At 60.9% G+C, this 25,984-nt stretch carries 19 protein-coding genes; 13 read left to right on the forward strand and 6 right to left on the reverse strand.

The features are described 5' to 3' along the window. The first annotated feature begins 293 nt into the window (after positions 1 to 293). The 7 genes from AC1RAC_RS02735 to AC1RAC_RS02765 are packed head-to-tail and all read left to right on the forward strand — an operon-like array spanning position 294 to position 9,106. A complete protein-coding gene (locus AC1RAC_RS02735) occupies positions 294 to 2,729 on the forward strand; it encodes a TonB-dependent receptor plug domain-containing protein (RefSeq protein WP_492616123.1) in 2,436 nt (811 codons plus the stop codon). A 57-nt stretch (positions 2,730 to 2,786) separates the two neighbouring features. Next, entirely contained in the window at positions 2,787 to 4,121 is a 1,335-nt protein-coding gene (locus AC1RAC_RS02740; protein ID WP_492616124.1) for an LLM class flavin-dependent oxidoreductase, read from the forward strand. Continuing rightward, a complete protein-coding gene (locus tag AC1RAC_RS02745) occupies positions 4,118 to 5,032 on the forward strand; it encodes a 5'/3'-nucleotidase SurE (protein WP_492616125.1) in 915 nt (304 codons plus the stop codon). The genes AC1RAC_RS02740 and AC1RAC_RS02745 overlap by 4 nt, the downstream gene beginning before the upstream one ends. Then, positions 5,029 to 6,009: an LLM class flavin-dependent oxidoreductase gene (locus tag AC1RAC_RS02750; protein ID WP_492616126.1), complete on the forward strand. Its 981-nt coding sequence runs from the start codon at positions 5,029 to 5,031 to the stop codon at positions 6,007 to 6,009. The genes AC1RAC_RS02745 and AC1RAC_RS02750 overlap by 4 nt, the downstream gene beginning before the upstream one ends. Further along, positions 6,006 to 6,983: an LLM class flavin-dependent oxidoreductase gene (locus AC1RAC_RS02755; RefSeq protein WP_492616127.1), complete on the forward strand. Its 978-nt coding sequence runs from the start codon at positions 6,006 to 6,008 to the stop codon at positions 6,981 to 6,983. The genes AC1RAC_RS02750 and AC1RAC_RS02755 overlap by 4 nt, the downstream gene beginning before the upstream one ends. A 16-nt stretch (positions 6,984 to 6,999) precedes the next feature. Continuing rightward, positions 7,000 to 7,977, forward strand: coding sequence for an LLM class flavin-dependent oxidoreductase (locus AC1RAC_RS02760; protein ID WP_492616128.1), 978 nt, complete (start codon positions 7,000 to 7,002; stop codon positions 7,975 to 7,977). Further along, complete coding sequence (locus AC1RAC_RS02765; protein WP_150054153.1) at positions 7,970 to 9,106, forward strand: LLM class flavin-dependent oxidoreductase; 1,137 nt, start codon at positions 7,970 to 7,972, stop codon at positions 9,104 to 9,106. Before AC1RAC_RS02760 ends, AC1RAC_RS02765 begins: the two co-directional genes overlap by 8 nt. A gap of 7 nt (positions 9,107 to 9,113) precedes the next feature. On the opposite strand, the gene AC1RAC_RS02770 is transcribed toward AC1RAC_RS02765, so the two are convergent. Further along, the gene (locus AC1RAC_RS02770) at positions 9,114 to 10,193 is read right to left on the reverse strand and encodes a sigma-54 interaction domain-containing protein (protein WP_492616129.1); all 1,080 of its coding nucleotides are present in this window, start codon (positions 10,191 to 10,193) and stop codon (positions 9,114 to 9,116) included. Positions 10,194 to 10,380: 187 nt separating this feature from the next. After that, the gene (locus AC1RAC_RS02775; protein WP_065941407.1) at positions 10,381 to 11,448 is read right to left on the reverse strand and encodes a sigma-54 interaction domain-containing protein; all 1,068 of its coding nucleotides are present in this window, start codon (positions 11,446 to 11,448) and stop codon (positions 10,381 to 10,383) included. A gap of 345 nt (positions 11,449 to 11,793) precedes the next feature. On the opposite strand from AC1RAC_RS02775, the gene AC1RAC_RS02780 reads away from it, so the two are divergent. The 6 genes from AC1RAC_RS02780 to AC1RAC_RS02805 all read left to right on the forward strand — a co-directional run bounded on the left by AC1RAC_RS02780 (position 11,794) and on the right by AC1RAC_RS02805 (position 20,678). After that, on the forward strand, positions 11,794 to 12,870 hold the full coding sequence (locus AC1RAC_RS02780; protein ID WP_492616130.1) for an ABC transporter substrate-binding protein: 1,077 nt from the start codon (positions 11,794 to 11,796) through the stop codon (positions 12,868 to 12,870). A gap of 14 nt (positions 12,871 to 12,884) precedes the next feature. Continuing rightward, entirely contained in the window at positions 12,885 to 14,111 is a 1,227-nt protein-coding gene (locus tag AC1RAC_RS02785; protein WP_150054155.1) for an alpha/beta hydrolase family protein, read from the forward strand. A gap of 13 nt (positions 14,112 to 14,124) precedes the next feature. Next, positions 14,125 to 15,330, forward strand: a complete 1,206-nt coding sequence (locus AC1RAC_RS02790; protein WP_115488690.1) for an LLM class flavin-dependent oxidoreductase — start codon at positions 14,125 to 14,127, stop codon at positions 15,328 to 15,330. Between the two features lie 4 nt (positions 15,331 to 15,334). Beyond that, a complete protein-coding gene (locus AC1RAC_RS02795; RefSeq protein ID WP_492616131.1) occupies positions 15,335 to 16,891 on the forward strand; it encodes an ABC transporter substrate-binding protein in 1,557 nt (518 codons plus the stop codon). A gap of 120 nt (positions 16,892 to 17,011) precedes the next feature. Further along, positions 17,012 to 19,573, forward strand: a complete 2,562-nt coding sequence (locus tag AC1RAC_RS02800) for a TonB-dependent receptor plug domain-containing protein (protein ID WP_492616132.1) — start codon at positions 17,012 to 17,014, stop codon at positions 19,571 to 19,573. 19 nt (positions 19,574 to 19,592) lie between these two features. Beyond that, positions 19,593 to 20,678: an LLM class flavin-dependent oxidoreductase gene (locus AC1RAC_RS02805; protein WP_492616133.1), complete on the forward strand. Its 1,086-nt coding sequence runs from the start codon at positions 19,593 to 19,595 to the stop codon at positions 20,676 to 20,678. 96 nt (positions 20,679 to 20,774) lie between these two features. Here AC1RAC_RS02805 and AC1RAC_RS02810 read toward each other — a convergent pair whose 3' ends face one another. Genes AC1RAC_RS02810 through AC1RAC_RS02825 form a run of 4 tightly spaced genes read right to left on the reverse strand, consistent with a single transcriptional unit; the run spans position 20,775 to position 25,981 of the window. Next, entirely contained in the window at positions 20,775 to 22,553 is a 1,779-nt protein-coding gene (locus AC1RAC_RS02810; protein WP_492616134.1) for a dipeptide ABC transporter ATP-binding protein, read from the reverse strand. Beyond that, on the reverse strand, positions 22,550 to 23,377 hold the full coding sequence (locus AC1RAC_RS02815) for an ABC transporter permease (protein WP_492616135.1): 828 nt from the start codon (positions 23,375 to 23,377) through the stop codon (positions 22,550 to 22,552). The genes AC1RAC_RS02810 and AC1RAC_RS02815 overlap by 4 nt, the downstream gene beginning before the upstream one ends. Continuing rightward, entirely contained in the window at positions 23,374 to 24,432 is a 1,059-nt protein-coding gene (locus AC1RAC_RS02820; protein WP_492616136.1) for an ABC transporter permease, read from the reverse strand. Before AC1RAC_RS02820 ends, AC1RAC_RS02815 begins: the two co-directional genes overlap by 4 nt. Then, positions 24,425 to 25,981, reverse strand: a complete 1,557-nt coding sequence (locus AC1RAC_RS02825) for an ABC transporter substrate-binding protein (RefSeq protein WP_492616137.1) — start codon at positions 25,979 to 25,981, stop codon at positions 24,425 to 24,427. The genes AC1RAC_RS02820 and AC1RAC_RS02825 overlap by 8 nt, the downstream gene beginning before the upstream one ends. Between the last annotated feature and the right edge of the window lie 3 nt (positions 25,982 to 25,984).

A 25,984-nucleotide genomic window follows, 5' to 3' on the forward strand; every position in this document is an offset into this window, starting at 1 on the left:
GGGTTCAGGGTGTTGCGTGGGGAGAGCAAGTCGTGTGCCAAGCACAACCACCCAAGCCTTACGGCTCAATACCCGGTTGCCGATGAAAACCCCTGCACAAAAACCAACACCCTGCCCTTCGGCCTGTTAAAAAAACACCAACACCCCCGCTTACTACGCAATAAGCCTATGTTTTTAATCACTTTTAACAGATGGCACAGCCCTTGCTCTCCAGCCTTCCCACCAGAGCTTGAACTCAACAAGCCGTCCTCTATCAAGGCCCAACACCTTAAACCACTGGAGTATTTCCCATCATGAATGCATCACGCGCCACAGGTCGCCGACCCAGTAAGGCCTTCGCCCACACGTTGTTGTTTATTGCCCTGTACGAAGCCGCCAGCTACAGCAGCCTGACTCTCGCCGCCGACGCGCCGGCCAGCGATAACCCCTTGGACACCGTTGTGGTGATCGGCAACCGTGGCCAGGCGCGCACCCTGGCCGAGAGCACCGTACCGGTGGATGTGATCTCGTCCAAACAACTGCTCGCTACCGGCCAGGGCGACCTGACCCGCGCCTTGAGCAGAGTGCTGCCATCCCTCAACCAGCCGGCGTCGTCGGGCTTCGGCTCAACCTCGGTGGTGCGCCCGATCAGCCTGCGTGGCCTCAATGGCGACCAGGTGCTAGTACTGGTCAACGGCAAGCGCCGCCATAACAGCGCGCTGCTCAACAACGGCACCTACCTCAACTCTGGCTCGCAACCAGTCGACCTGGACATGATCCCCACCGCCCTGGTGGATCACGTCGAAGTGCTGCGCGACGGCGCCTCGGCCCAGTACGGTTCGGATGCGATCGGTGGAGTGGTGAACATCGTGCTCAAGCAGACCGACCACGGCGGCAGCCTATCCACCAGCTACGGCCAGAACTATGAGAACGGCGACGGCGAAACCGCGCGGCAAACCGGCAATATCGGCCTGGCGTTGCCCAATGACGGCTTCCTCAATCTCGCCCTAGACGTGAAGAAACAGAAGATTTCCGACCGCTCCGACAACGCGCCGTACACCGACTCTGCCGGCAACACCAGCCTGCAGCACACCTACTACGGCACCGGACTGCCCGAAGCGCGCAACTTCAGTTTCGGCTACAACGCCGAGCTACCGGTGGACGACGCCTTCACCCTCTACTCGTTCTCCACCTATACCCGGCGCAACTCGGAAAAACCCCTGGCCTTCCACCAACCCGCGAGTTTCAACGGCATCGCCACGCCGTTCACCGAAGGCGTCGAAGACACCCTGCGCTTTATCGAAAATGACTTCCAGGTGGCGTTCGGCGGCAAGGGCGAACTGGCCGGCTGGAACTACGACCTGTCCAGCACCTACGGCCAGGACCACGCTGAAGCCACCCTGCGCCACACCTACAACCTGAGCTATGGCCTGGATTCGCCGACCTCGGTGGACACCGGTGTGAAAACCTTCAGCCAGTGGACCAACAACCTCGACCTGACCCGCGCCTTCGACCTTGGCCTGCACAAGCCCACACAAATTTCCTGGGGCCTGGAACAGCGCTACGAGAATTACAAGATCGGCAAAGGCGATTACGCCTCCTACGCCAGCGGCCCGTTCACCACCGGCGCCAACGGCGGCCTGATCGCACCGGGCACCATCTCGGGGGCCGGCACCACGCCTGAGGATGCCGCGCAAAAAGGTCGCACCAGCCTGGCCGGCTACGGCGAGATCGGCCAGGACTTCACCGATAAATGGCACGTGGACCTGGCCGGTCGCTACGAGCACTACAACGATGGCTCGGGCACCACCACCAATGGCAAGTTCGCCACCCGCTACCAGTTGACCCCGATCCTGGCGGTACGCGGTTCCTTCAGCACCGGTTTCCGCGCGCCGTCATTGGCCCAGCAAATCTATAGCTCCACCTCGCAAACCAGCGTCAACGGCCAACTGTTCGACTACCGCAACGTCGCGGTGAACTCCGATGTCGCCAAGGCCCTCGGTGCCGAAAACCTCAAGCCTGAAAAATCCACCAACTTCGGCCTCGGGCTGACCCTGCAACCGACGGACGCCACCAGTATCACCCTCGACGCCTACCAGATCAAAATCAAGGACCGCATCGCACAAACCGGCTACCTGGGCGGCACGCCTCAGATCAGCGCGATCCTCGCCGCCGCCGGCCTCAACCCGAACCAGGCCGTCACCTACTTCACCAACGCCCTCGACACCACCACCCGCGGCGTCGACCTGGTGGGCGACTACCGCCAGAGCATCGGTGCTTACGGCAACCTGCGCTACACCCTGGGCTTCAATTGGAACACCACGCAGATCGACGACATCCACGCCTCCAGCGTGGCCCAGCAAGCCCTCGGCCCAACCGGTGGTTATGACCGCCAGCGCCAGGGCAACCTCAAGTACGGCCTGCCGCAATCCAAATTGCTGCTGGGCACCACCTGGACCTACGAAAAACTCGAACTGGGCCTGAACCTGACCCGCTACGGCGAATACACCCAGTACGGCACCGCCGAAGCCTTCGACCGCACCTTCTCGCCGGCGTGGATCACTGACCTGAACATCGACTACCACCTGACCCCGGCAATCACCCTGAATGCCGGTGCCAACAACCTGTTCAACCAGTACCCGGAGCGCACAAAGCTGGCCAGCAGCTCCGGCGCGTTCCCCTACGGCAACTTCTCGCCGTACGGCACCACCGGCGGCTATTGGTACACCGGCGTGACCTACAACTTCTGATCCCGCTCCACGGGCCGGTTCGCCGGCCCCTTGCCTGACTCAAATGGGAGCCTGTCCATGACCCGCCGTACCGATCAACTCAAACTGGGGGCCTTCCTCGCCAACAGCGGCCATCACGTCGCCGCCTGGCGCCACCCACTGGCCCAGGCCGATGCGAGCCTGGATTTCGAGCACTTCAAGCACATCGCCCAAACCGCCGAACGCGGCAAGTTCGACGCCCTGTTCATCGCCGACGTGGTTGCGCTGTGGGGGCATCATCACGACGCGCTCAGCCGTACCGCCCGTGCCGAGCACTTCGAACCGCTGACCTTGATGTCGGCCTTGGCGGCCGTCACACACAAGATCGGCCTGATCGCCACCGCGACCACCACCTACAACGACCCGTACCATATCGCGCGCAAGTTCGCCTCCCTGGACCACCTGTCCAAAGGCCGCGCCGCCTGGAACCTGGTGACCTCGGTCGTCTCCGATGAAGCCTGGAATTTCGGCCGCGAACACCATGTGGACCACGGCGACCGCTACCAGCGCGCCGAAGAGTTCCACGACGTGGTCAAGGGCCTGTGGGACAGCTGGGACGACGACGCCTTCACCCGCGACAAGGCCAGCGGCGAGTATTTCGACCCGACCAAACTGCACACCCTCAACCACCGCGGCGAGCATTTCTCCGTGCGCGGCCCACTTAATGTGGCGCGCCCGCCCCAGGGCCACCCGGTGCTGGTGCAGGCCGGTGCATCGGAGCCGGGCAAACAGCTCGCCGCCCGTGTGGCCGAGCTGATTTTTGCCCACGCCCATCATCGGCAAGACGCCCAGGCGTTCTACCAGGACATCAAGGCCCGTGCCGCCGCCCTGGGTCGTAACCCGGACCACGTCAAGATCCTGCCCGGCGTCACGCCATTTATCGCCGACACCCGCGAACAGGCCCAGGCGTTGTTCGAGGAATTCCAGGCCCTGATCGACCCAGTGCTGGGCCTGCGCCTGCTGGCCGATACCCTCGGCGATGACATCGACCTGTCCGGCCATGACCTTGACGGCCCGTTGCCGGATACACCGGTGGGCCAACGTGGCAGCCGTCGCGACAAGGTGCTGGAACTGGCGCACACGGAAAACCTCAGCATCCGCCAACTGTACCTGCGCCTGGCGGGCGGCAACCCGGTGATAGGCACCGCCGAGGACGTGGCCGATCACTTCGAGACATGGTTCCAGGCACGCGCCTGCGATGGCTTCAATGTGTTCTTCCCCTACTTCCCTGGCGCCATCGACGTGTTCGTCGATCAGGTGATTCCGTTGCTGCAGGCGCGTGGGCTGTTTCGCCAGGAATACGAGGGCACCACCCTGCGCGAAAACCTCGGCCTGCCGCGCCCGGACAACCGCTTTACGGGAGAGAGGGCATGAAACGCAGCGCCTGGATGCTCGCCTTCGCCAGCTTGATCGCCCCCAAAGCCTTCGCCTTGAACATCTTGCTGAGCAATGACGACGGCTATCAGCATCCGAACATTCGCGCACTCTACACAGTGCTGAAAGCCCAGGGCCATAACGTGAAAATCGCCGCGCCCCAGAGTGATCAGAGCGCCCGAGGCGGTTCGTTCTTTTTCGGTCGCGAAGTGAGTGTTGGGCGCGATACCGACCCCGCTTACCCCGACAGCTACTACATAAGCACCACCGACAAAGGCATATGCCAGAGCACCGAGTGCGCCGGCAAAGCAGTACAGATCGAAATCAGCGGCACGCCGGTGATGGCACTGCTGATGGGCCTGAACAAAGTCCTGCCACATCCCGACCTGGTGATCGTCGGCCCCAACCATGGCAATAACCTCGGCGCGATCAATATGGCCTCCGGCACCTTCAATACCGCCAGCGTGGCGTTGCAGTCGGGCATTCCGGCATTGGCGGTGAGTACTGATCTGGAGGAGAAAGACCCGCAGCGCGCCGCCCAACTGGTAGCAAAACTGGTGCATGCCCTCGACCAGCACCGCCAACCCGATGGCGCGCTGCTACCGCCGGGCCTGGGCTTGAATATCAACTTGCCCAAGGATACGCAGATAAAAGGCGTCAAACTGACCCGCGTCGGCAGCTATGTGGGTTTTGAGGCGCTGTACACCGATGATCTCAAGCAGTTCAACCTGCCCGGCAAACCCGGCATCGGCTTCCAATACAGCCCCGACGCTACCGCTGCGCAACAGAACGATGAAGCGGTGTGGCTGAACAAAGGCTACCTGACCATCAGCCCGTTCAGTGGCCTGCCGGAATCCGTCAGCGCAGGGCCAGCACTGCAAAAGCAGTTGGCCCATGAGGTGAAACCATGAGTGCAGGCTTTTCCCTCGGGTTTCTGAGCCGGGTCTATAGCCCGAGTGCTGATCCCAAGGTCTACCGCGACACCCTGGAACTGTTCAAGGTTGCCGAAGCGCTGGGCTTTGACAGTGGCTGGTTAGCGCAGCACCACTTCGCCAGTGAAAATGGACGCTTGCCGTCGCCGTTGGTATTGTTGGCGGCCGTCGCCCAGCAGACACGGCATATCAGCCTCGGCACCGGAATTATCGTATTACCCCAGGAGGCGCCGCTGCGCCTGGCGGAAGACGCCGCCGTGCTGGACTTGCTGTGCAACGGCCGACTGGAACTGGGGCTCGGTGCGGGTTTTGATCCTGAGACCTTCCTCGCCTTCGGCCGCGAGCATGAAACACGGCATCGTGACTACGAGCAGCACCTTCAACAGCTGCTCAATGCATTTGGCAACGCGCCGCTGACCGACAGCGGTTCCCGCCTCCTGCCACGCACCAACGGTTTGAGCCTGCGTGTGTGGGAAGCCACCGCGCGGGTGGAGCTGGTAGCCGAACGTGGCCACGGCCTGATCATGGCACCCAATCCGCATTTGTCTGCCCAAGCCGGTGTTGAACTGGTGAACCGCTACCGCAGCGCCTGGACCGGCGACAACGGCACGCCCGCCCGCGTCGCACGGGTGCAGGCATTGCTCGCCGCACCGGACGACGCCACACGCCGCGATATCCAGGCCTATGTGCAACGCCAGCAAAGCATCGGCGTACTCAAGGGCACGCTGGACGCTGACTTCGACACCACCCTCAAGCGTCTCGGTGTGTTGCACGGCCCGGTGGAGCAGATCATCGAGCAATTGCAGCAAGGCCCGCCATTGACAGCCCACGACCAACTGATCCTGCAAGTCCAAACCACCAGCACGCCGTTGCGCGAGGCGATCCGTGCGCTGGAGATCATCCGCCAACACATCGCACCAGCACTGGGCTGGCAGCCCAAAGGAGCCCCCTCATGACGTTCAAATTGGGTTTCCTCAGCCACGCTTTTGGTGATGACCCCCAGCAGGTCTACCGCGACCTGATCGAACAATTCGAAGTGGCTGAAGCACTCGGCTTCGACGGTGGCTGGATTGCCCAGCACCACTTAAGCAATGGCTTTGGTCGTCTTCCTTCACCCTTGGTGCTACTGGCGGCCGTTGCCGAACGCACGCGGCATATCGAACTGGGCACAGGGGTGATTGTGTTGCCATTCGAAGACCCGATCCGCCTGGCCGAAGACGCCAGTGTGCTGGACGTTCTGAGCAGCGGGCGCGTGCAATTGGGCCTGGGCAGTGGTGGCGCCAACCTCGATAACTTCAGCGCTTTTGATCGCGACCCAAGCAGGCGCCAGGCGGATTTTGCCGAGCGCCAGCAACGTTTGCAGCGCCTACTGGAAGGTAAACCGCTGACCGGCGAATTAACGTTGCAACCGCTTGCAATCGGTCTGGGCGAACGCCTTTGGCATTCCCACGGCAGCACTGACGGCGCGGTCTATACCGCCCGACAAGGCAATGGACTGTTGCTGGGCACCGCTACCCATGATCCGCTCACCGTGCAAAAGCCTTTGGCGGACGCCTACCTGCAAGCCTGGTCGCGCACTGACCGCGCACCGCGTATCGGCGTGGTTCGTGCCATTTTCCCCGCCATCGACCGCGCCAGTGCCCAGGCCGAACTGTCGGTGGATATCGAGCGGCATATCCCGCGCCTGCAACGTGAGGGCCTGATCGACGAAGCCTTGGATTTGCAGGAACACCTGCGCTTGATGAATGTGCACCACGGCCATCCCGATGAAGTGATCGAAAGCTTGCAAAAGGACCCGTCGCTGCTGCCATATGCTGACTACATGATTGCTGTGGTTCAGGCCGAAAGCTCGACCCAGGCACAAATTCTCAAACGTTTGGAAATCCTGGCGCAGGATATCGCCCCGGCCTTGGGTTGGAAAAAACGATGAATAACGGAGCTTATACATGCCCCTGGAATTCAGCTGGTTGATGCCCCTGTGTACCCCAGACTGGGCGGCGCGGCCGGGACAATGGATTCAATTGGCCCAGGCCGTGGAATACGCCGGGCTCGATGGCCTTTGGATTCCCAGCGGCGTGTTATGTGCCGACAGCCTGGGCGTGGCGGCAGCTTTGTGCGCGCATACACGCAGCGTGCAGTTGTCGGTGAGTGTGCCGCCGGAAGTGATGCTGCCAGCCGCGCTGGCCACTACCCTGCAAAGCCTGCAGTCGATCAGCGGCCACCGTGTGCGGCTACATTTACCCAATAGCGAACACAGTGCCTTTGGGGAGTGGCTCAACCGCGACCAACGCAGCGAACGCATTGGCGAATATCTGGAACTGCTGCAACAACTGCTGGCTTCCAACACCGAAGGGTTCGACTATCAGGGCCGTTATTTCCAACTGGAGAACGCCGGCTTCACCCGCCGCGAAATACCCGCCCCATCGTTGCTACTGGACGACACCCAGAGCCATGCGCTGGTGGCGGCACATGCCCAGACCTGCCTGTTAGCGCCTGGCCATCCACAACGACTGGCCCAGGAGATACAGCACTGGCGACAGGTCCAACCTACGCTCGACTTTGCCTGCACGTTTGGGTTGATCCTCGGCGACAGCGAAGACCTCGCCTGGGAGACCGCCGCCGCTTTATTATCGGCTCCTCAATTGCCCGAAGAACCCCTGGCCACCCTGCCCCGTGCACGCCACCCGCTGCGCCAGTGGGAAGTGCATCCCAACCTGCTGCAAAGGGAAGCCGGCCAACCGCTGATCCTGGTGGGCACCCCGCAACAAGTCGCTACACGCCTGCAAGAACTGCACGGAATTGGCTTGAATCACCTGATCCTGGAGGGCGGGCCGTCAGTCAGCGAAGTGCTGCGCTTTGGCGAACAGGTTTTACCGTTGCTTTTCCAACAGGGTTTGCGCAAGGAGCGCCTGCACCATGACTGATGATTTACGCCCACCGATCCAACTGGACTGGTTTTTACCCACCAATGGCGATGGCCGTCACCTCACCAGCAGCGGCTTGCCAAAGGTCGGGTTGTTCCAGCAAGGCGAGCGTGCACCGACGCTGAACTACCTGCGCCAGATTGTACGCGCCACCGAGCAGGCCGGTTTCGACGGCATCATGGTGCCAACCGCTGCCGGGTTTGAAGACCCATGGCTGATCACTGCGGTGCTGGCCCAGGAAGTGCGCCGCCTGAAATTCCTCCTGACGCTGCGACCGGGCACCGAGCTTCCAGCCTATACCGCCCACCGCGCGGCGACGTTGCAACTGCTCAGCGAGAATCGCCTGGCGTTGCATGTGGTGACCGGCTCCAGCCGTTTTGAACAGCGCTCCCTCGGGGATTTTCTCGAACACGATGAACGTTACGCACGCACCGCAGAATTTCTGCAGGTGTTCCAGTCCGTGTGGGCAGCCCAACCGCCCGCGCATCAGGGACGTTACTACCGCAGCGGCATTCAAACGCCGATTGCGCCAGGCGCGCACGTACCGCCAATTTACTTTGGCGGCGCCTCCGAAGCCGCCGAGCGTGTCGGTGCGGCCCATGGGCAAACTTATCTGATGTGGTGCGAACCGCCGGTGATGATCGCCGAACGCATCCAACGCATGCGTGACCTGGCTGCCGCCCAAGGCCGTACTCTGCGCTTCGGTCTACGTCTGCACGTGTTCGCCGCTGTCACTGACGACGCGGCGTGGGCCCACGTGGAACGGCTGCTGGAAGAAATCCCAACGGATACCATTGACCATGCACAACGGCAGATGGCGGCATATGAGTCGGTGGGGCAAAGCAGGCAGACGCAGTTGATGCAGGGCCGTGGGCGCGGCGCTCGGGAACTTGAGGTGTCAGCCAATCTTTGGGCCGGGGTAGGCTTGGTACGCGGCGGCGCAGGAACAGCGTTGGTCGGCAGTTATGCGCAGGTGGCAGAGCGAATCGAGGAGTACCACCAGTTGGGGGTGGACAGTTTTATTCTGTCGGGTTTTCCCCATTTGGAGGAAGCGATTCACCTGGGCGCGCAGTTGCTGCCTCAGCTACGCCGTATAGGTAACCCACCCAGCCAGGTCAAACAAGGTTGAACGCAGATCAGGGTTTTGCTCGACCTTTGAGCATGCCGTGATTGACCAGTAAGGTGCGCATGGCGTTGCGGGTAATACCCAGCATTTGCGCGGTGCGTAACTGGTTGAAATCGCAGTAGGCAAAAGCCTCGCGAACCATCAGCTCCTCAATATCGTGCAAGAGCGAATCACCTGGAACGTCGAACAATCGCAAAAACTGTTCGCGAAGCATTTCCTGAGGAAGCTTTTGCACCCCGTTGGAACTTGCGTCTTGCAATGCACTAAGGCCTGCCGAGAACTTCAAGTGCTCGGGGCGGACCGGTCTGTCGCCGGCCACCAGTAAAGCCAAGTGAACAACGTTCTCGAGCTCTCGGATATTCCCCGGCCAGGGATAATCGAGCAGCGCCTGAGTAGCCGACTCCGAAAGCATAGGCTCATTGATTTTAAGGCGGGCGCTGTAGAGTTTCCTGAAGTGTTCCACCAACGGCAGAATGTCCAAGGGACGTGCCCTTAACGGCAGAACTTCCACTTGGGCGACGTTTATTCGATAGAACAGATCGAGCCGAAAATTGCCAGCTTCAATGGCCTGTTCCAAATTGACGTTGGTAGCCGTCACCAATCGGATGTTGATCTTGATCGGTTTGCGCGAGCCGACCCGAACCACTTCCTGTTCCTGTAGGACACGCAGCAATTTAACTTGCAAAGGCAGCGGCAGATCACCAATCTCATCGAGAAACAGTGTCCCTCCATCTGCCTCCTCGAACCAGCCGGCTCGCCGACCGACAGCTCCGGAAAACGAACCGGCCTCATGGCCAAAAAACTCGCTTTCAGCCAGGGTCTCACTGATCGCACCGCAATTGACCGCAATAAAAGCGCCAGTGCGGCCACTGCTCGAATGGATGTAGCGCGCCACCAACTCCTTACCGGTGCCCGTCTCTCCATTGATCAACACTGGCGCGTCACTGGGCGCCACCCGCTGCAGATACTCCATCAACTGCCGAGACCGGGGGTCGGCAAATACCAGCGCTTTCGCTCGGATTGAAAGAGGATCTTTATCGCCCTGAGGCAATGTCAAAATCGGGCTGGGGTGTCCGCGCGGGATGTTCATAGACAATTTCCAATGGCGGCCATGAAGGAATTAACAGTACTTTACTGCTCGCGCCATATAACAAGAAATATTAAAAAAACATGAGGATATAACCTTGTACCATAGCGACTGAGGCGTCAGGTACAACCAACCGCCTACTCGCATGAACGATCAAAAACGACCATTGCTTTAGTTGCGGATAGATCAGTTAAATTCTCGCTGACGCTCCCAACTCACCAATCTTTTCCAGTCGTGCCCGGACAATGTTGCGACTGATATTGAGCAGGCGCCCAGTCTGCAATTGGTTGCCATGGCAGTATCGGTAAGCAGCACGAAAGATCGTCTCTTCAATATGCTCGTAAAGGTCAGGAATATTCTGTTCGAATAACGCATTGAGGGCCGTTTCCAAGTCCACGGGACCGCTGAGGGCGGCTGGAGTATGGGTAGCCTCTTCCTGGCGAATACCCGAGGATCGCATGTCCACCAGATGAAGATCCGGCGGCTGCACCAACTGGTTGCGGCACACCAGCAAGGCGTGGTGAATGGCATTTTCGAGCTCGCGGATGTTGCCCGGCCAGCTATGTTCCAACAGCTTTCGCTCAGCATCGATGCTCAACGTGGCGCGGTTGTACCCCAGTCGCTGGCAGTGCTCTTCGAGAAAAAATTCCGCCAGGGGCAGGATATCGCCCGGCCGCTCGCGCAGAGGCGGCAGTCGAATGGTGGCGACGTGCAGACGGTAGAACAAGTCTTCGCGGAAGTTACCTGCAACGACGGCATCGGCAAGGTTAACGTTAGTGGCGGCCACCAGCCGCACATTGATCGGGATCGGTGTCCGCGAGCCCAGGCGCACCACTTCGCGCTCCTGCAAAACGCGCAGTAACTTCACCTGCATGTTCAACGGCAGATCACCGATCTCATCGAGAAACAGCGTGCCGCCGTTGGCGGCTTCAAACCAACCGGCCTTCTGGGTGGTAGCGCCGGTGAACGCGCCTTTCTCGTGGCCGAACAATTCGCTTTCCACGAGGGTCTCGGCAAACGCGCCGCAGTTCACCGCCACGAAAGGTTCACGTCCGCGACGGCTCAGATGATGGATATGCCGTGCGACCAATTCCTTGCCGGTCCCGGTCTCGCCAATGATCAAGGTATTGGCTTCGCTGGGGGCCAGACGTTCAATACGTGACAGTAATTCCTGGGAGCGCGGGTCCTTGAAGACCAGCACGGTGGCACGCACCGACTTGGTCAATTCGCGAGGATTGGGATGGGTGATCAGCGACATGGTGCGTTCCTGGCAGTAAAAGCGCGTGCTCAATAGTGCATGAAGTTTTCTAGACCATTTAATTATAAATTAATATTTATATATTCAATTATCGCATATACCAACAACATGACCCACCACTGCTGCTGGAGCAGCAACCAGCCAGCACCCACGTGTTCGCCCACCAGCAACAGATCAGACAGGCCATTGCTACCTCAAACGCTGCAGCCCATGCAGCACGCGGTCTAGAGGGATTTTTCCAGCTGCTGGCATGCAATCTGCTCTCTCGCTCCCAACACGATCCCCTGTAGGAGCCGGCAAGCCCGCGCCTACAAAGGGTTTTGAATTCGGGTAGGGAGAAACCTCATGAGAAATTTCTGGCACAGAAGCCTCATCGCTCTGTTCGGCCTACTGGCAAGCAGCGCGGCGCTCGCCGAGTCGGCTGCCCCGGCCTCGGTAAAAATCGCTATCGTGGCCTACACGCAAGGTGGCAAGCCAGTGTTTGGCGGGATTGCCGGCCGCGTGATCGAAGAAGGTTGGCTGGAGGCCCAACTGCGCGAGCGCGGGGTGAAACTCGAATGGATCGCCCTACCCCACGCCGGCGCTGGCCCGCAGATCAACGAAGGGTTCAGCAACAACAGCCTGGACTTCGCCGTACGCGGAGACCTGCCCTCAGTGATCGCCGGTGCCGGCGGTGTGCCGGGCAAGCTGATCGTGCCCGGCGGCAGTGGTAACAACATTTACCTGGTGGTGCCCGAAGGCTCCAGCGCCAAGACCATCGAAGACCTCAAGGGCAAGCGCTTGGCCCTGCACCGTGGCCGGCCTTGGGAGTTCGCATTCAGCAACTTCCTCGCCAGCAAAGGCCTGAAACTCGATGACTTCAAGATCGCCAACCTCAACCCGCAGGTCGGCGCGGCAGCGGTGTCTGCCGGCAAGGTCGATGCAGCTGTGTTGCTCAGCGAGGCCTATGCCCTGGAAGACAAAGGCGTGGGCAAGATCATCTGGTCGACCAAACAGGGCAACAATGACTGGCGCCTGATCTCCGACCTATGGGGCACCGAGTCTTTCGTGCAGCAGCATCCAGACATCACCCAATTGCTGGCGACCGCCTGGGTCAAGGCAGCGTGGTGGATTTCTCAACCGCAAAACCAGGATGCCTATTACCAACTGTCCTCCCGTGCCGGTACCGCTGAAAGCGTGCTGCGCCGCGACGACCAAAACGACCCAGTGACCTGGAAGGAACGCTGGGCGCCGAAAAGTGATGCGCAACTCAAGGCCCACTATCAGGCCCTCACCGCCTACGCCCTGGCCAACCATCTGATTCGCGACACTTATGACATCGGCCCGTCACTGGCTACCGGCTTTACCAACCAGGCTTTGATCGACCTGAAACTCACCGACTACTGGCCGGCACTGCGTGGCCAGGTCAGCACCAATCCTTGATAGGGAAATTGATAATGAAACTGCCACATTCTTTCGCCTTCGGTCTCAGCGTACTGGCCTTGTCCATGAGCGCGTTCGCCGCTGACGTATACGCCCCAAAAACGGACCCACTACAAGGTGATGGCCGCGTCTCGGCGTTCTACACCTGGGAAAAGGCCATTCCGGCCATTCCCGGAAAACTGTTACGCAGCGAACCGCTGGACAAGACCATCAGCCTGGCAAACGCCGCCAGCGCGCAACGCATCCTCTACACCTCCACCGATGGCATCGATAATAAAACCCCAGTAGTGGTTTCCGGCGCGTTGTTCCTGCCCAAGGGCACACCGCCGGCCGGCGGTTGGCCGGTCGTAACCTGGGGACATGGCACTGTTGGCGTCGCAGATGTGTGTGCGCCGTCCTGGCAAGGTCGCTCCTACCGCGATGTGGCGTACCTCAACCGCTGGCTGGCAGAAGGGTTTGCGGTGGTCGCCACCGACTACCAAGGGCTCGGCGTACCCGGCGGCCACCCGTTGCTGAACAGCCGCATGGCCGCCTACGGCATCCTCGACGCAGCCAAGGCTGTAGTTGCAGGCGTACCTGGGTTGGCTGACAAGGTGTTGATCGTCGGCCAGTCCCAAGGCGGGGCAGGCGCGTTTGCCGCAGCGGCCTATGCCGCCACTTACGCCCCGGACCTTGGCGTCAAGGGCAGCATCGGCACCGGCGTGATCTACACCCTCGACTACGCGAAAAACCCCAGCGAGGAAGTGCGCAATAAAGTCGACCCGACCCTGGCCTACGGCTTCTACACCTTGCTCGCCGCCCAGCAATACGACCCGAGCATCAACCCGGCGGACTTCTACACCGACAAGGCGCTGCCCATCTTCGAACAGGCTCGCACTAGCTGTCTGTTCGCTCTAGAAGGCGACGTGGAGGGCCTGGGCCTGAGCATTGCCAACACCAAGAAAGATTACAAAGGCAAACAGCTCGCGCCGTGGCTCGCGCAAGTCGCCTACCCCACCCTGAAAACGTCCAAACCGGTGTTCATCGGTACCGGTGCCGAAGACGTCACCCCAGCCGCCGCGACCCAGGTCAAGCTGATGCAGGACGCCTGCAACGCCGGTTCCGTAGTCGAAGGCCACCTGTACAAAGGCCTGGGCCACAGCGCGACGGTCAATGCCTCGCTCAAGGACTCGATCCCATTCGCCCACAAAGTCATCAATGACCAGCCGATCACCCCAGTCTGCGCCCCAACCGCGCAGTAAGCAGGAGGCTTGCATGAGCATCGAATTTTTTACTCGCCTGCCGCTGCACGGCGAAACCCAGTTCCTGCCGGGCGACCCGCGTAACCGTGGCGACTGGCATCGGGGCGGTCCCGACAGCACCGGGGCTGTGTCCGGGTTCAGCGTGGGCGACCACTTCACTTACATCGACTACCTGGGCCAGATCGCCAAGGCCGCCGAGATCAATAAGTTCGGCGGTGTGTTGATGGTCAACGCGCCCAGCGGCGAAGAGCCGTGGACGGTGTGCTCGCTGCTGGCCCGCGAAACTCGTACCCTGCAATTTGTCACCGCGTTCCAACCCTACCACTACACCCCATGGGTGGCCGTGCAGCAGGCGGCGACCTACCAACGCGCCACCGGCAACCGCCTGGTATGGAACATCATCAACGGCGGCTCGGACGCGATCCAGCGCCAGGTCGGCGACTACAGCGACCACGATGCACGCTACGAGCGCGCCACCGAATTCATGGACGTGGTCAAGGGCTATTGGCACAACGAGTCGTTTCACTACGATGGCAAATTTTACAAGGCCGACGGTGGGGGCTTGCGCGCGCCGCTGAAAAAGGCGCAGTTGCCGCTTATCTGCACGGCTGGCTCATCCATCGCTGCACGGGAGTTCGCCGCCAAGCACGCGGATTTCTACTTGATGCGTGCCGAGCACCCGGATGAAATCACCGCTCTGATCGCCGACCTGCGCCAACGTGCGTTGAAATGGGGGCGCACCGATATTCGCTTCGGCCTGTCGATTGATGTGATCACCCGAGAAACCGAAGAACTGGCGCGCACTGAAGCCAAGCGTTTCTTCGACGAAGGCATCGCCCGTGGCGCGGTCAAGGCCGTCGCCGCCCACGCCGGGCTGCGTACCGCGCGCAAACTGAGCTACGAGCACGGTTTTGCCGAGAAAAACGAGGCGCAGGGTTTCGAAGACTTTTTTATCCACCCGAACGTGTGGGCTGGCTTCGGCTATATCGGTATCCCACCGGGCTGCGCGCTAGTAGGCAGTTATGAAAACGTGGTGGCGCGGATTCGCGAATACAACAACCTCGGCATCGACCTGTTCTTCCTCGCCGGCTATCCGCACCTGGAAGAAGCCTACCGACTCGGCGAGCATATCCTGCCGCACTTTCGCAGCGAGCGCTCGGTGTTGAGCCGTCCGCTGGAGCCGGTGCGCGAACTGCACTCGGCCAACGGCGGAGCCTGAAACCATGACCTTACTGCTGAGCCGTCGAGACTTTCTCGGCTACAGCGCGACCGCCGGCGGCGCACTGCTGCTGGTGGGTTGCGGCCCGAATGACGCACCGGCTGCCGCCACCGGCAGCGACCAGCCACGCTACGGCGGCCGCCTGCGCTTGGGGATTCTCGACGGCAACCAGAGCGGCAATCTGGACGCGCATAAACCGGTGGGTAGCGGCATCGTTCGCGGCTTTGCGCTGTATAGCAAGTTGTGGGAGTGGGATGAGCAAATGCAGCCGCGCTTGGCACTGGCAGAGTTTGCCGAGCCCAACGCGGATGCCAGCACCTGGACCCTGCGCTTGCGTCCGGGCCTGGAGTTCCACAACGGTAAGACCATTGACGCCGACGACCTGATGTTCTCGATCCGCCGTCTCACCGATCCGCAACTGGCTTCGCCGTATGCGGCACTGTTGCACTGGGTAGACCGCGACAACCTGATCAAACTCGACAACCGCACCGTGCGCCTGAACTTCCGCGACGGCCGCAGCTATATGCCGCTGGCCGAAACCTGGGTCAACTTCGGGGGTATCGTGCCAGTGGATTACCACCCGGTCACCAATCCGGTGGGCGCCGGCCCCTACAAACTGAAAAGTTTCACCCCCGGCCAGCGATCGCTGTTCACGCGTTTCGAGAATTACTATAAGGAGGGTAAGCCGTACGCCGACGAGCTCGAAATCATCGATTTCAAGAATCAGGTCTCACGCCTCGCCGCACTGCGCGCCAGGCAGATCGACATGGCCAACTCGATGCCCACCGAACAGCTGCCGATCCTGGAGAAGGACCCTAGGTTGAAGGTCATCAAGTCGGTGACCGGCAACTGGCTGTCCTTCGATATGAATCTGGACAAGCCGCCCTTCAACGACCCGCGGGTGCGCGAGGCGTTTCGCTTGCTGGCCGACCGCGAAGAACTGGTACGTCGCGCACTGAATGGCCAGGGCCGAGTGGCTAATGATTTGTATGCGCCCAGTGACCCCACCTTCAACCACAGCCTTGGCCCGCGACCGTACGCCCCTCAGCGCGCAGCGCAATTGCTCAAGGACGCCGGCCAGGAAAACCTAGAGGTGGAACTGATCACCACCCCGGGCCCAGGCTTGAGTTCAGCATTAGTGCTGGCTGAGCAGGCCAAGCGCATCGGCGTCACCCTTAAGGTTAAGCAAGTAGACCTCGCCACTTTCCAGGGCCCGCTGAAAAACGATTGGACCCTGAGCACCGGGGGCAGCATCGGTGCACCGTTCCTCGCCAGTGCAATCCACACCGACGCACCCTTTGCGGTATCCAACAAGACCCACTTCAACGACGCGCAATTCAGCGAACTGCTCTTCGCCGCCATGGCCCAGCCCGACCTGGAAAAACGCAAGGTTCTGGTGCATCAGGTGCAGCAGATCCAGTACGAACGCGGCGGCATGTTGATCTGGGGGTATGCCGACCTTCTGGACAGCATTTCCACGCGCGTCGGTGGGGCCCAGGCAGAAGAGTCGCTGTTCAGCACCTGGCGCTTCGAGAAGCTCTGGCTCAAAGACACGGCCTGACACCTCATTCCCCGTAGGAACCCGGTTTGCCGGCGATGAGGCCTCAAGCCTTGCGCCGATCAACGGGACGCCTACGGGGCATCACATTGATAACAATTTTCGACAGGAGTCATTTCTGCCATGCACGCTATCGCCTTGCGTTTACCCCTGCTGCTGGCAGTCACCCTGCCGCTGCAGGCTTTTGCCACCGATACCCAACTGCAAACCGTGACCGTGCAGGCAAGTCCCAGCAAGTCGGATGACGACGCACTGCCCACCCGCCCGCCGACCTCAGTGTACGGTGGCACGGAAACCAAAGTGCTGGACACGCCGCGCTCCGTGGTGCAAATCAACGCCGAGCAATTGGCGAGCGGCGCGATCCATAGCGCCGACGACCTGGTCAAATATGCGCCCGGCATCACTCGGGGCGGCGGGCAAAACGCGGGTATCGCACCGCAGTTTCGTGGCCAGGGTTCGGAGATTTTCCAGGACGGCCAGCGTGGTTACGCCGTGCGCCACCCCGCCAACTTCAACGCCTATGAAGGTGCGGACATCGTTGCCGGCCCGTCCTCGGTGACCTACGGCTCGGTATCCGGCAGCGGCGGCTACGTCAACTACCTGAGCAAGAAACCCGACTTCAACGCGTTCAAGACCAAACTCAGCGGCGAACTGGGTTCGTGGATTCCGAACGGCACCTCACGCAGTTCCAATAAATTCAGCATCGACAACACCGGGCCTCTGAGTGACAACCTGGCCTACCGCGTGAGCATCACCAAGCAGCGCCAGGAGGACTTCTATGACAATGTCGAGAACAATTTTGACGCCTTCTATGGCGCGTTGGCCTGGCGCAACGACAACGTGCGCGTCGACTGGAACGCCAGCTACGACAATTACTACGACTACAACATCACCCACGGTTGGAACCGCGCTACTCAGGGCCTGGTAGACGACGGCAAATACTACGCCGGGCGCGCCACACCGATTATCCAGAACGGCAGTACCCTGTGGTCGCCGGTGCTGGCTTCGGGCGCCGCCGATGCGCCAACACTCGGTTGGGTAAAACGCCAACGCAACGCCCAGGGCCAATACAGTGTGGTCGACGGCAGCTTCCAGACTGCCTCACCGAATACCCAGGCCAACCCCGGCAGCCTGCGTGGCTGGGTGTATGACCCGACGCTGGCGGGCAATGGCGAGCAGTCGCTGTCATCACAGACCGGGCAGCGCAAAGAGGACGAAAGCAGCTCGCGGCGCTTCACCACGCAACTGCGTATCGAGGCCGACCTGTCGCCGACTATCACCGTAGCCAACAGCATGTTTTATGAACGTTCCAAAGACATCACCGATGCCGTGGGCGCATTCCAGGTGCAATCGAAGGACAACATTTTCGATAACCGCTTCGAGTTCCGGTCGCGCAACGAGACCCAGCTGGGCGGCTGGACCCTGCGCGATGACAGCAACAGCGGCCTGATTTACCGCCGCGAATTCAACCAGTCGATTGCTGGGAACAACAGCTTTGGCTCGACCATTAATGCCTATGACCTGACCCAAGACCCTTCCGGCAAAAACCCTGGTGACTTACTCGGCCTCAACGCCAGCAACCCTGCCGACGGCAACGGCGCTTGGATCGGACAACCCGGCGTGCCGCAATACTCCAACTACTACGGCTGGCTCAACCTGCCGCCCATGTATGAAGCTGGGCACGGCCTGTACGCCGAATCGGTGGCGCCCTACACCGCTGAAAGCACCTGGACCACCAAAACCCTGTTCAGCCAGCACAACCTCAAGTACGGCGAGTATTTCGGCTTGAATATTGGCGCCAGCCGCAGCTGGATCGAGGCCGAGATCGACAACCCGTTCGTACTCGCCGGTGGCAACCGGCGCAAGGACAGCGACAATTACCGGCTGTTTGCTTTCCAGGTCAGCCCGTATGTAAAGCCGACTGAAAACACCACGCTGTACTACACCTTCGACCGCTCGTTGGCGGTCAACACCGGGTTCTTTTCCAACGGCCTTGGCTGGGGCAGCGGCAGTGGCGCCAACCAGCTCAACCCGCTGGCGTTCCAGAGCTTGAGCGTGCTGCATGAAGTCGGGGTAAAGGTCGAAGCAGTGCCTAACCAGCTGTTCATGACGTTGGCGGCGTTCAAGCAAGCCCGCGACCAGGCACCTGACAGCAATAACAACATCGCGCGGCTGATGATCAAGGGTGTGGAAGCCACCGTGCGCTATCAACCGGACGGCCACCTTCGCAGCGGTCTGAACCTGTCCAAGCTCAACGCCTATAACGAGTTCACCTCCCAGGCCGGATTTGCCTCAGCGGGGTTCATTCCCGACAACGGCACAGTGTTCGGCGATAACAATAGCCTCAACCAGCGGCCGTCCGGGCGTTTCGACGCGGTGCAGATTCCTGAATACACCGCCAACGGGTATGTCGAATACCGCTTCGACTCAGGCTTTGGCGCCGAACTTTCAGGCTGGTGGACCAGCAGTTGGTACCTGAACCTCAGCAAGACCGTAAAGATCCCGAACGAATACAACCTCGATCTCGCCGTGTACTACCGCCAACCGCAATGGAGCACCACGTTACGGGTGCTCAACCTGACCAATGAACTGAACTTCGTCAGCGGACTGGCCGGTTCCACCAACACTTTTTTGCAACCCATGCCTGGCCGCACCTTGTTGGCCCAGGTCGACTATCAATTCTGATCCGCACCAGGAGCACGTTATGTCTATCGAATTTGTCGGCATGATTTTCCCTCGGCAGTGGTCCGAAACCCGTGGCGTTCGCAGCCCGGATTTCGACCTCGACTTTATCCGTCACCATGCCCGCGCCCATGAGCATGCAGGCTTCGACCGTGTGCTGATCGCCAGCGGCCCCGGCAGTGCCGACAGCCTGCAAATTGCCGCGTATGCGGCGGCGCACACTGAGCGATTGGGCTTCATGATCGCCCATCGCCCCGGCCTCACCGCGCCGACCGTCGCTGCCCGCTCGTTTGCCACGCTGGACCATACCACTGGCGGCGGGCGTATTCGCTTGCACGCGATTACCGGCATTACCGCCGAGCCACAGGAAGGCGACTTTCTGCTGGACAAGACCGAACGCTACAGGCGCACCGATGAATATCTGGAGATTGTGCGACGCACCTGGACGGCCGAAGAGCCGTTCGATTTCGAGGGTGAGTACTTCAACATCAAGGGTGCGTTTTCACCGATCAAACCGTTGCAACAGCCGCATATTCCAATCTCGTTTGGCGGCTCTTCCGACATTGCCTATCAGATCGCGGTGAAGCATGCGGACCTGTATGCGCTGTGGGGCGAGCCATTAAGCGGCGTGGCTGAGCAAATTGCCAAGCTGAAGGCGGCAGCATTAACAGCGGGTGTTGAAGCGCCACGGGTCAGTTTGTCGGTGCGGCTGATTTTGGGGGCAACAGAGGAATTAGCCTGGCAACGCGCCGAGCAGATCCTGGAGCAGATCAAGGCCAATCCACAGTTTGCGGCGGGCAGTCCGTGGCAGAAGCGGCTCAAGGGCACCGGCTCCGAACGTCTGTTAGCGGCGGCGGCGTTGGGTGATCGTCATGATCGCGCGCTATGGATGCCGACGGCGACAGCAGTGGGCGCTTATGGCGATACCACCGCGCTGGTGGGTACACTGGAAATGGTGGCGCAGGCACTGCTGGATTATGTGGACCTGGGCGTTACCACGTTCTTGAATCGCGGTTATGACCCGCTGTACGACACCGTGGATTATGGGCGGTGGATTATCCCCGCAGTGCGTGAAGAGGCGTTGCGGCGCAAGGCGAAAATTGCTTAACGACGGCTGAAGCCATCGCCGGCAAGCCGGTTCCTTCAAGGGGTTTGTGTACCTGTAGGGGCCTGCTTGCCGGCGATCACTGTGCAGCGGAGCCATTCACCCCAACGACGGCGAATGCTCCAGCAACGTGCGCGTATATGCCGCCTGTGGTTGATCCAAAACATCATCAACGGCCCCCTGCTCCACCACCCTTCCGATCTTCAACACCAGCACCCGATCAGCAATCGCGCGCACCACGCCCAGGTCGTGGGTGACGAATAACATCGTCAATCCTTCACGCTGTAGCTGGCGCAGCAGGTCCAGGATCGACGCCTGTACCGATACGTCCAATGCCGAGGTGATTTCATCGCAAATCAGCAACCTGGGCTCGCACAACAGCGCACGGGCGATAGCCACTCGCTGGCGTTCACCACCTGACAGGCTGTGGGGAAAGAGGCCGGCGACTGATCCCGGCAGTGACACACGCTTGAGCACGGCTTCCACTCGCTCCCGTGCTTGCGCCCCTTGCACGCCGAAGAAATGCGCCAGTGGCGCACTCAGAGTCTGGTACACGGTTTGCCGTGGGTTCAACGCGCGATATGGATTCTGGAAGATGTATTGAATCTGGTGGCGCAGGCCTGCATCGCGCTGGCGGGCGTGCAACGGTAAATGCCGGCCGGCGTAGTCCAGTGCCCCCTCGGCATTCTCCCCAAGGCCAGCAATAGCCCGCGCCAGGCTGGTCTTGCCCGAGCCCGACTCACCCACAATCGCCAGGCATTCACCCGGTCGCACCTGAAGCGAGACATCGAACAACACCTGCCGGTCATAGGCGACGTTCAAGCCTCTGACCGACAACAGTGACCGCTCTACCCGGCCCTTCAAGGCCGCAATTGGCGCGAGTGCCTTGACCTGTAACGCCTGATCGTGAGGCGCCAGGCAAGCCACCCCACGACCGGCCGCGTTCATCTGCAATAACGGCTCAGCCACCGCGCACCCAGCCGTAAACCGCTCACAACGCGGCCCGAAACTGCACCCCTGGGGCCGACGCCCCGGCTCCGGTGCATGCCCGGCAATCGCCGTCAATTCGCGCCGTCCCGCCACATCCGGAATCGCCGCCAGCAACCCTCGGGTATAGGGATGGGACGGTCGACTGAACAACTCATCCCGCGTCGCCGTTTCAACGATGCGCCCGGCGTACATCACCATCACCCGGTCCACCAGGTCCTTGATCACCGCCAGGTCGTGGGACACATACACCGCCGCTACGCCCTGGCTTTTGCAAAGCCGACGCAGCGTGGCGAGGATATGCGCCTGGGTGCTGACGTCCAGCGCAGTGGTCGGCTCGTCCAGCACGATCAGGCGCGGGCGCAGCACAAAAGCCAGCGCCAGCATCACCCGTTGTTGCTGGCCGCCGGACAGTTGATGGGGAAAGCGCCGCAGAAACCCGTGATCGTCCGGCAAGCCGACATCACGCAGGGTCTCGATGAGGCGCTGCTGTTGCGCCTCGCGGTCAAGCCCAGAAGGATGCGCCGCTAAGGTCTCACGCAACAGGTGACCGATGCGCAGTGCCGGATTGAGCGCGGTGGCCGGGTCCTGGGCGACATAACCGATCAGGCTGCCACGGGCACGGCGCAAGGCTTCGCCTTCCAGGCTCAACAATGCCTGGTCACCTACGTGCACCTGTCCGCCGACAATCCGTGCACCGCGCCGGGCATGTGCCAGCAACGCAGTCGCCAAGGTGGTCTTGCCCGAGCCCGACTCCCCCACCAAACCGAGAATTTCCCCGGCAGCCAGGCTGAACGAGATGCCCGACACCACATCTACATGCCCCGGCAATTCCACCCGCAGGTCGCGGACCTGCAACACCCCGGCTTCGATTTCGGTAATCGCATTCATGCTTGTCTGTCTCCCAGCCTTGCGCTGCTGCGGCCGATGCCTTCAGCCAAAATATTGGTGCCGTAGGCAAACACACCGATCAGCACCGCCGGAGCCAATACGGCCCAGGGTTGCACCAGCAGGCCGGCCTGGTTTTCATTGATCATCAGCCCCCAGTCAGCGGTGGGTGGCGCCACGCCGTAGCCAAGAAAACTCAGGCCCGACAGCATGCCCACACCCCAGGTCAGCATGTTGCCGAAATGCACCAGCAGGGGCGTGAGGATGTTCGGCAGGATCTCCTTGAACAGAATTCGGCGTCGCGAATAGCCCATCATTTGCGCCGCTTCAACGAACTCCTGACCTGCCACTGCTACCGCACTCGCCCGCGCCAAACGGATAACGCCCGGTATAAAGGCGATGGAGACTGTCAGCACGATCAACCACGGTGCGCGCCCCAACATGGACACAATCAGCAGCACCAGAATCAGGTCGGGGAACGCCAGGGACACATCCGCCGACCAGGTAATAAACTGATCCAGGCGCCGACGCGACAAACCCGCCAGCAACCCCAACGTAGTACCCACCGCCAGTGCAATACTAGCGGCTGCGATCGACATCCACAGCACCGAAAAACCACCGCTGAGCAACCGCGACAGCACGTCATGCCCCAGGAAGTCATACCCTAGCCACGCATCACCTGCAGGCGCGCCGTAGACAGGACCGACCATGTCCGTCGACCCGTGAGGTGCCAACCAAGGCCCGAACAGCGCCACGACCACCACCAGCAAAGTGATCAACGCGCCCTTACGTGTTTGTGGTTCGGCCAACCATCGACGGGCACTCATGCATCACCTCGGGAGCGGCGCCACCACGGGGTTATTCCCCTTCGGTTGCGTTGAATCAGGGTCACCCGCCGTGCGGTGCGCAGCTTGGGTGTAAGTAGTACGGTCAATAGGTCGGCCAGTAGGTTGATCAGCACCACCGCGAGGGTGATCACCAGCACAATCGCCTGGATCATCGGCAGGTCGCGCATCTGGATCGCGGCGTTCAGCGCGGTGCCGATACCGGGATAGCTGAAGATGACTTCCGCCAGCACTGCGCCTCCGATCAACGTACGCAAGGTCAGCGCCACACCCTGGATCGCCGGTACCAGCGCATTGGGCAAAGTGTGGTACCAGACAATCCGCCGCTGCGGAATGCCGCGTAGCCTGACGGCAATCACGTAATCGGACTCCTGGGCCTCGATCACGGCGGCCCTTACCATGCGCGTGAGGTACGGCAATGCAGTGAGGCTCAAGGTGAATATCGGCAATACCAGAGACTTGAGTTGGCACAGCAGCGACAGGTCGGGATCCAGGATCGATACCGCGGGTAAGAAATCCATGTGCGGCATGGAAAACAGCAATACCAGGCAAATCGCCAACAGAAACCCCGGCGTGGCTTTCAGAAAGATCAGCAACGAAAGGCTCCAGCGATCCAGCCAGCTGTCGCGTCGCAATGCCAGGGCCACGCCAAGGGCCAGTGCGCCAGGCACTACTACGGTGATCACTCCGACTAGCAACGCCAGTGTGTAGCCCAAACGCCCCCACAGGACATGGCTGACCGGCGCGTTGGAGTCCAGGGAAACCCCGAGGTCCCCGCACAAGACGCTGCCGAGCCAGCGCAGGTATTGCCACAGGATTGGCTGGTCGAGCCCCAACTGGTGTTGCAGGGTCAGGATGCTTTCCAGCGGCGCGTCCGGGCCGAGGATCACACGCGCGGGGTCGGATGGCAGTGCCTGGGTGGCGATGAATACCACCAGGCTGATTACCCAGGCCGTCAGCAGGCCGTAACCCAGGCGCCCGATAAACCATGGCAACCAAGCCGGCGTGCGTGGAGGATTGGCAGACGGCTCAAGCATGCTTCAACCACAGTTCGTCAAACCGCCAGGAAGCGAAGGTGGTCTGCTCTGGCGCCAAACCGCCGACCTTGACCGAGGCGGCGTCCAGCACATCGTTGAAGCCCCAAATCAGCAATCCGCCGCGCTCGTGTTGAATCTGCTGGGCCTCGTGTACCAGGCCTTTACGCAGTTCCAGGTCTGGCTGCGCAAGGGCTTTACGGTAGAGGTCATCAAAACGCGGGTCATGGAAGTTGCTGCGGTTGTAGATCGCCAGCGGTGCGTCGTTGTGCAGTGCCGAGGCCAGGAAACCCCGGGCCGGCGTGGAACCCGGCGACACTTGCCACTGCTCACGCTGCGGGCCGTTGAACACAGCGCCATCCACTTGGGTCACGCGTATCTCGACACCGGCCTTTTTCGCTTGCTGGGCCAACACCAGCGCGGCGTTCACACCGGGCCCAGGCATGGTGGTCAGTTCCACGCGCAAATCCGTCTGCCCGGCCTGACGCAGCAGCGAGCGGGCCTGCTCCAGATCATACGGCCGCTGGGCAATCGCATGGTTGTAGGTGGGATCGTGAGGTGAATACAGGTCATTGGCAATGCGACCGAAACCGTTGAGGCCACGGTCCACCAGCTCCTGCCGATCCGCCAGCAAGCGAAACGCCTGGCGCACCCGCACATCATCGAAGGGCGGCTTGGCCAGGTTGAGATTGAAACCGGTAAACGAAGTGCTTGGCGACACGCACAACGACAAGCGTGAGTCGGCCTTGAGCAAGGCACTGTGCTCGGCCTGCACACCGCTGGCCACATCGATCTGTCCGGCGCGCAACGCGGCAACACGGGAGACCTGGTCCTTGAACTCGATGATTTCCAGCTCATCGGCATAAGGCTGGCCGGGTTTGTAGTAATTCTCAAACCGCGTGTACAACGAGCGCTGGCCGGGTACGAAACGCTTGAGCCTATAAGGGCCGGCACCTACCGGATTGGTGATGGGGTCATAGTCGGTGGGGACGATGCCGCCAAAGCTGATCAGGGTTTCATCCAGAGGGAAGAAGCTCTGGCCTTGCTTGAAGCGGATTTCGATGGTGCGTTCATCCAGCTTGCGTAAGGCATTGCGATCAATGGCACCGACCAGGCCGGCAAACGGCGATGCCAGCTTGGGATCGGTAAGGCGCAACAACGAAAACAGCATGTCGTCAACGCCGATGGTCTTGCCATGGTGAAACTCCAGGTCCGGCTTGATGCGGATGGTCCAGGCACTCGCATCGGCATTCGGTTCGGCGAACTCGGCCAGGGCCAGGCGCGTGCTGACATCGGTGTTCCATTCCCAGAACTTGCTGTACAGCGCCCAGCCACGAATGATCCCGCCGCCCACCGGTTTATGGGCATCCAGGTTGCCTGACTGATCGCCATCGATAATGCCAATGCGCAGGCGCCCACCGCTGACGGGCTTACCGCTCAGTACGGCGGCACCCTGAGTCGTCGCGCCGCTGTCGCAGCCGCCCAACAGCAAACCACCGCCGATGGCCAAGCTGTTGCCGAGAAACACCCGGCGAGAAAATCCATCACTCATGGT

The organism is Pseudomonas sp. GW823-FHT02F05 (genome assembly GCF_058797315.1).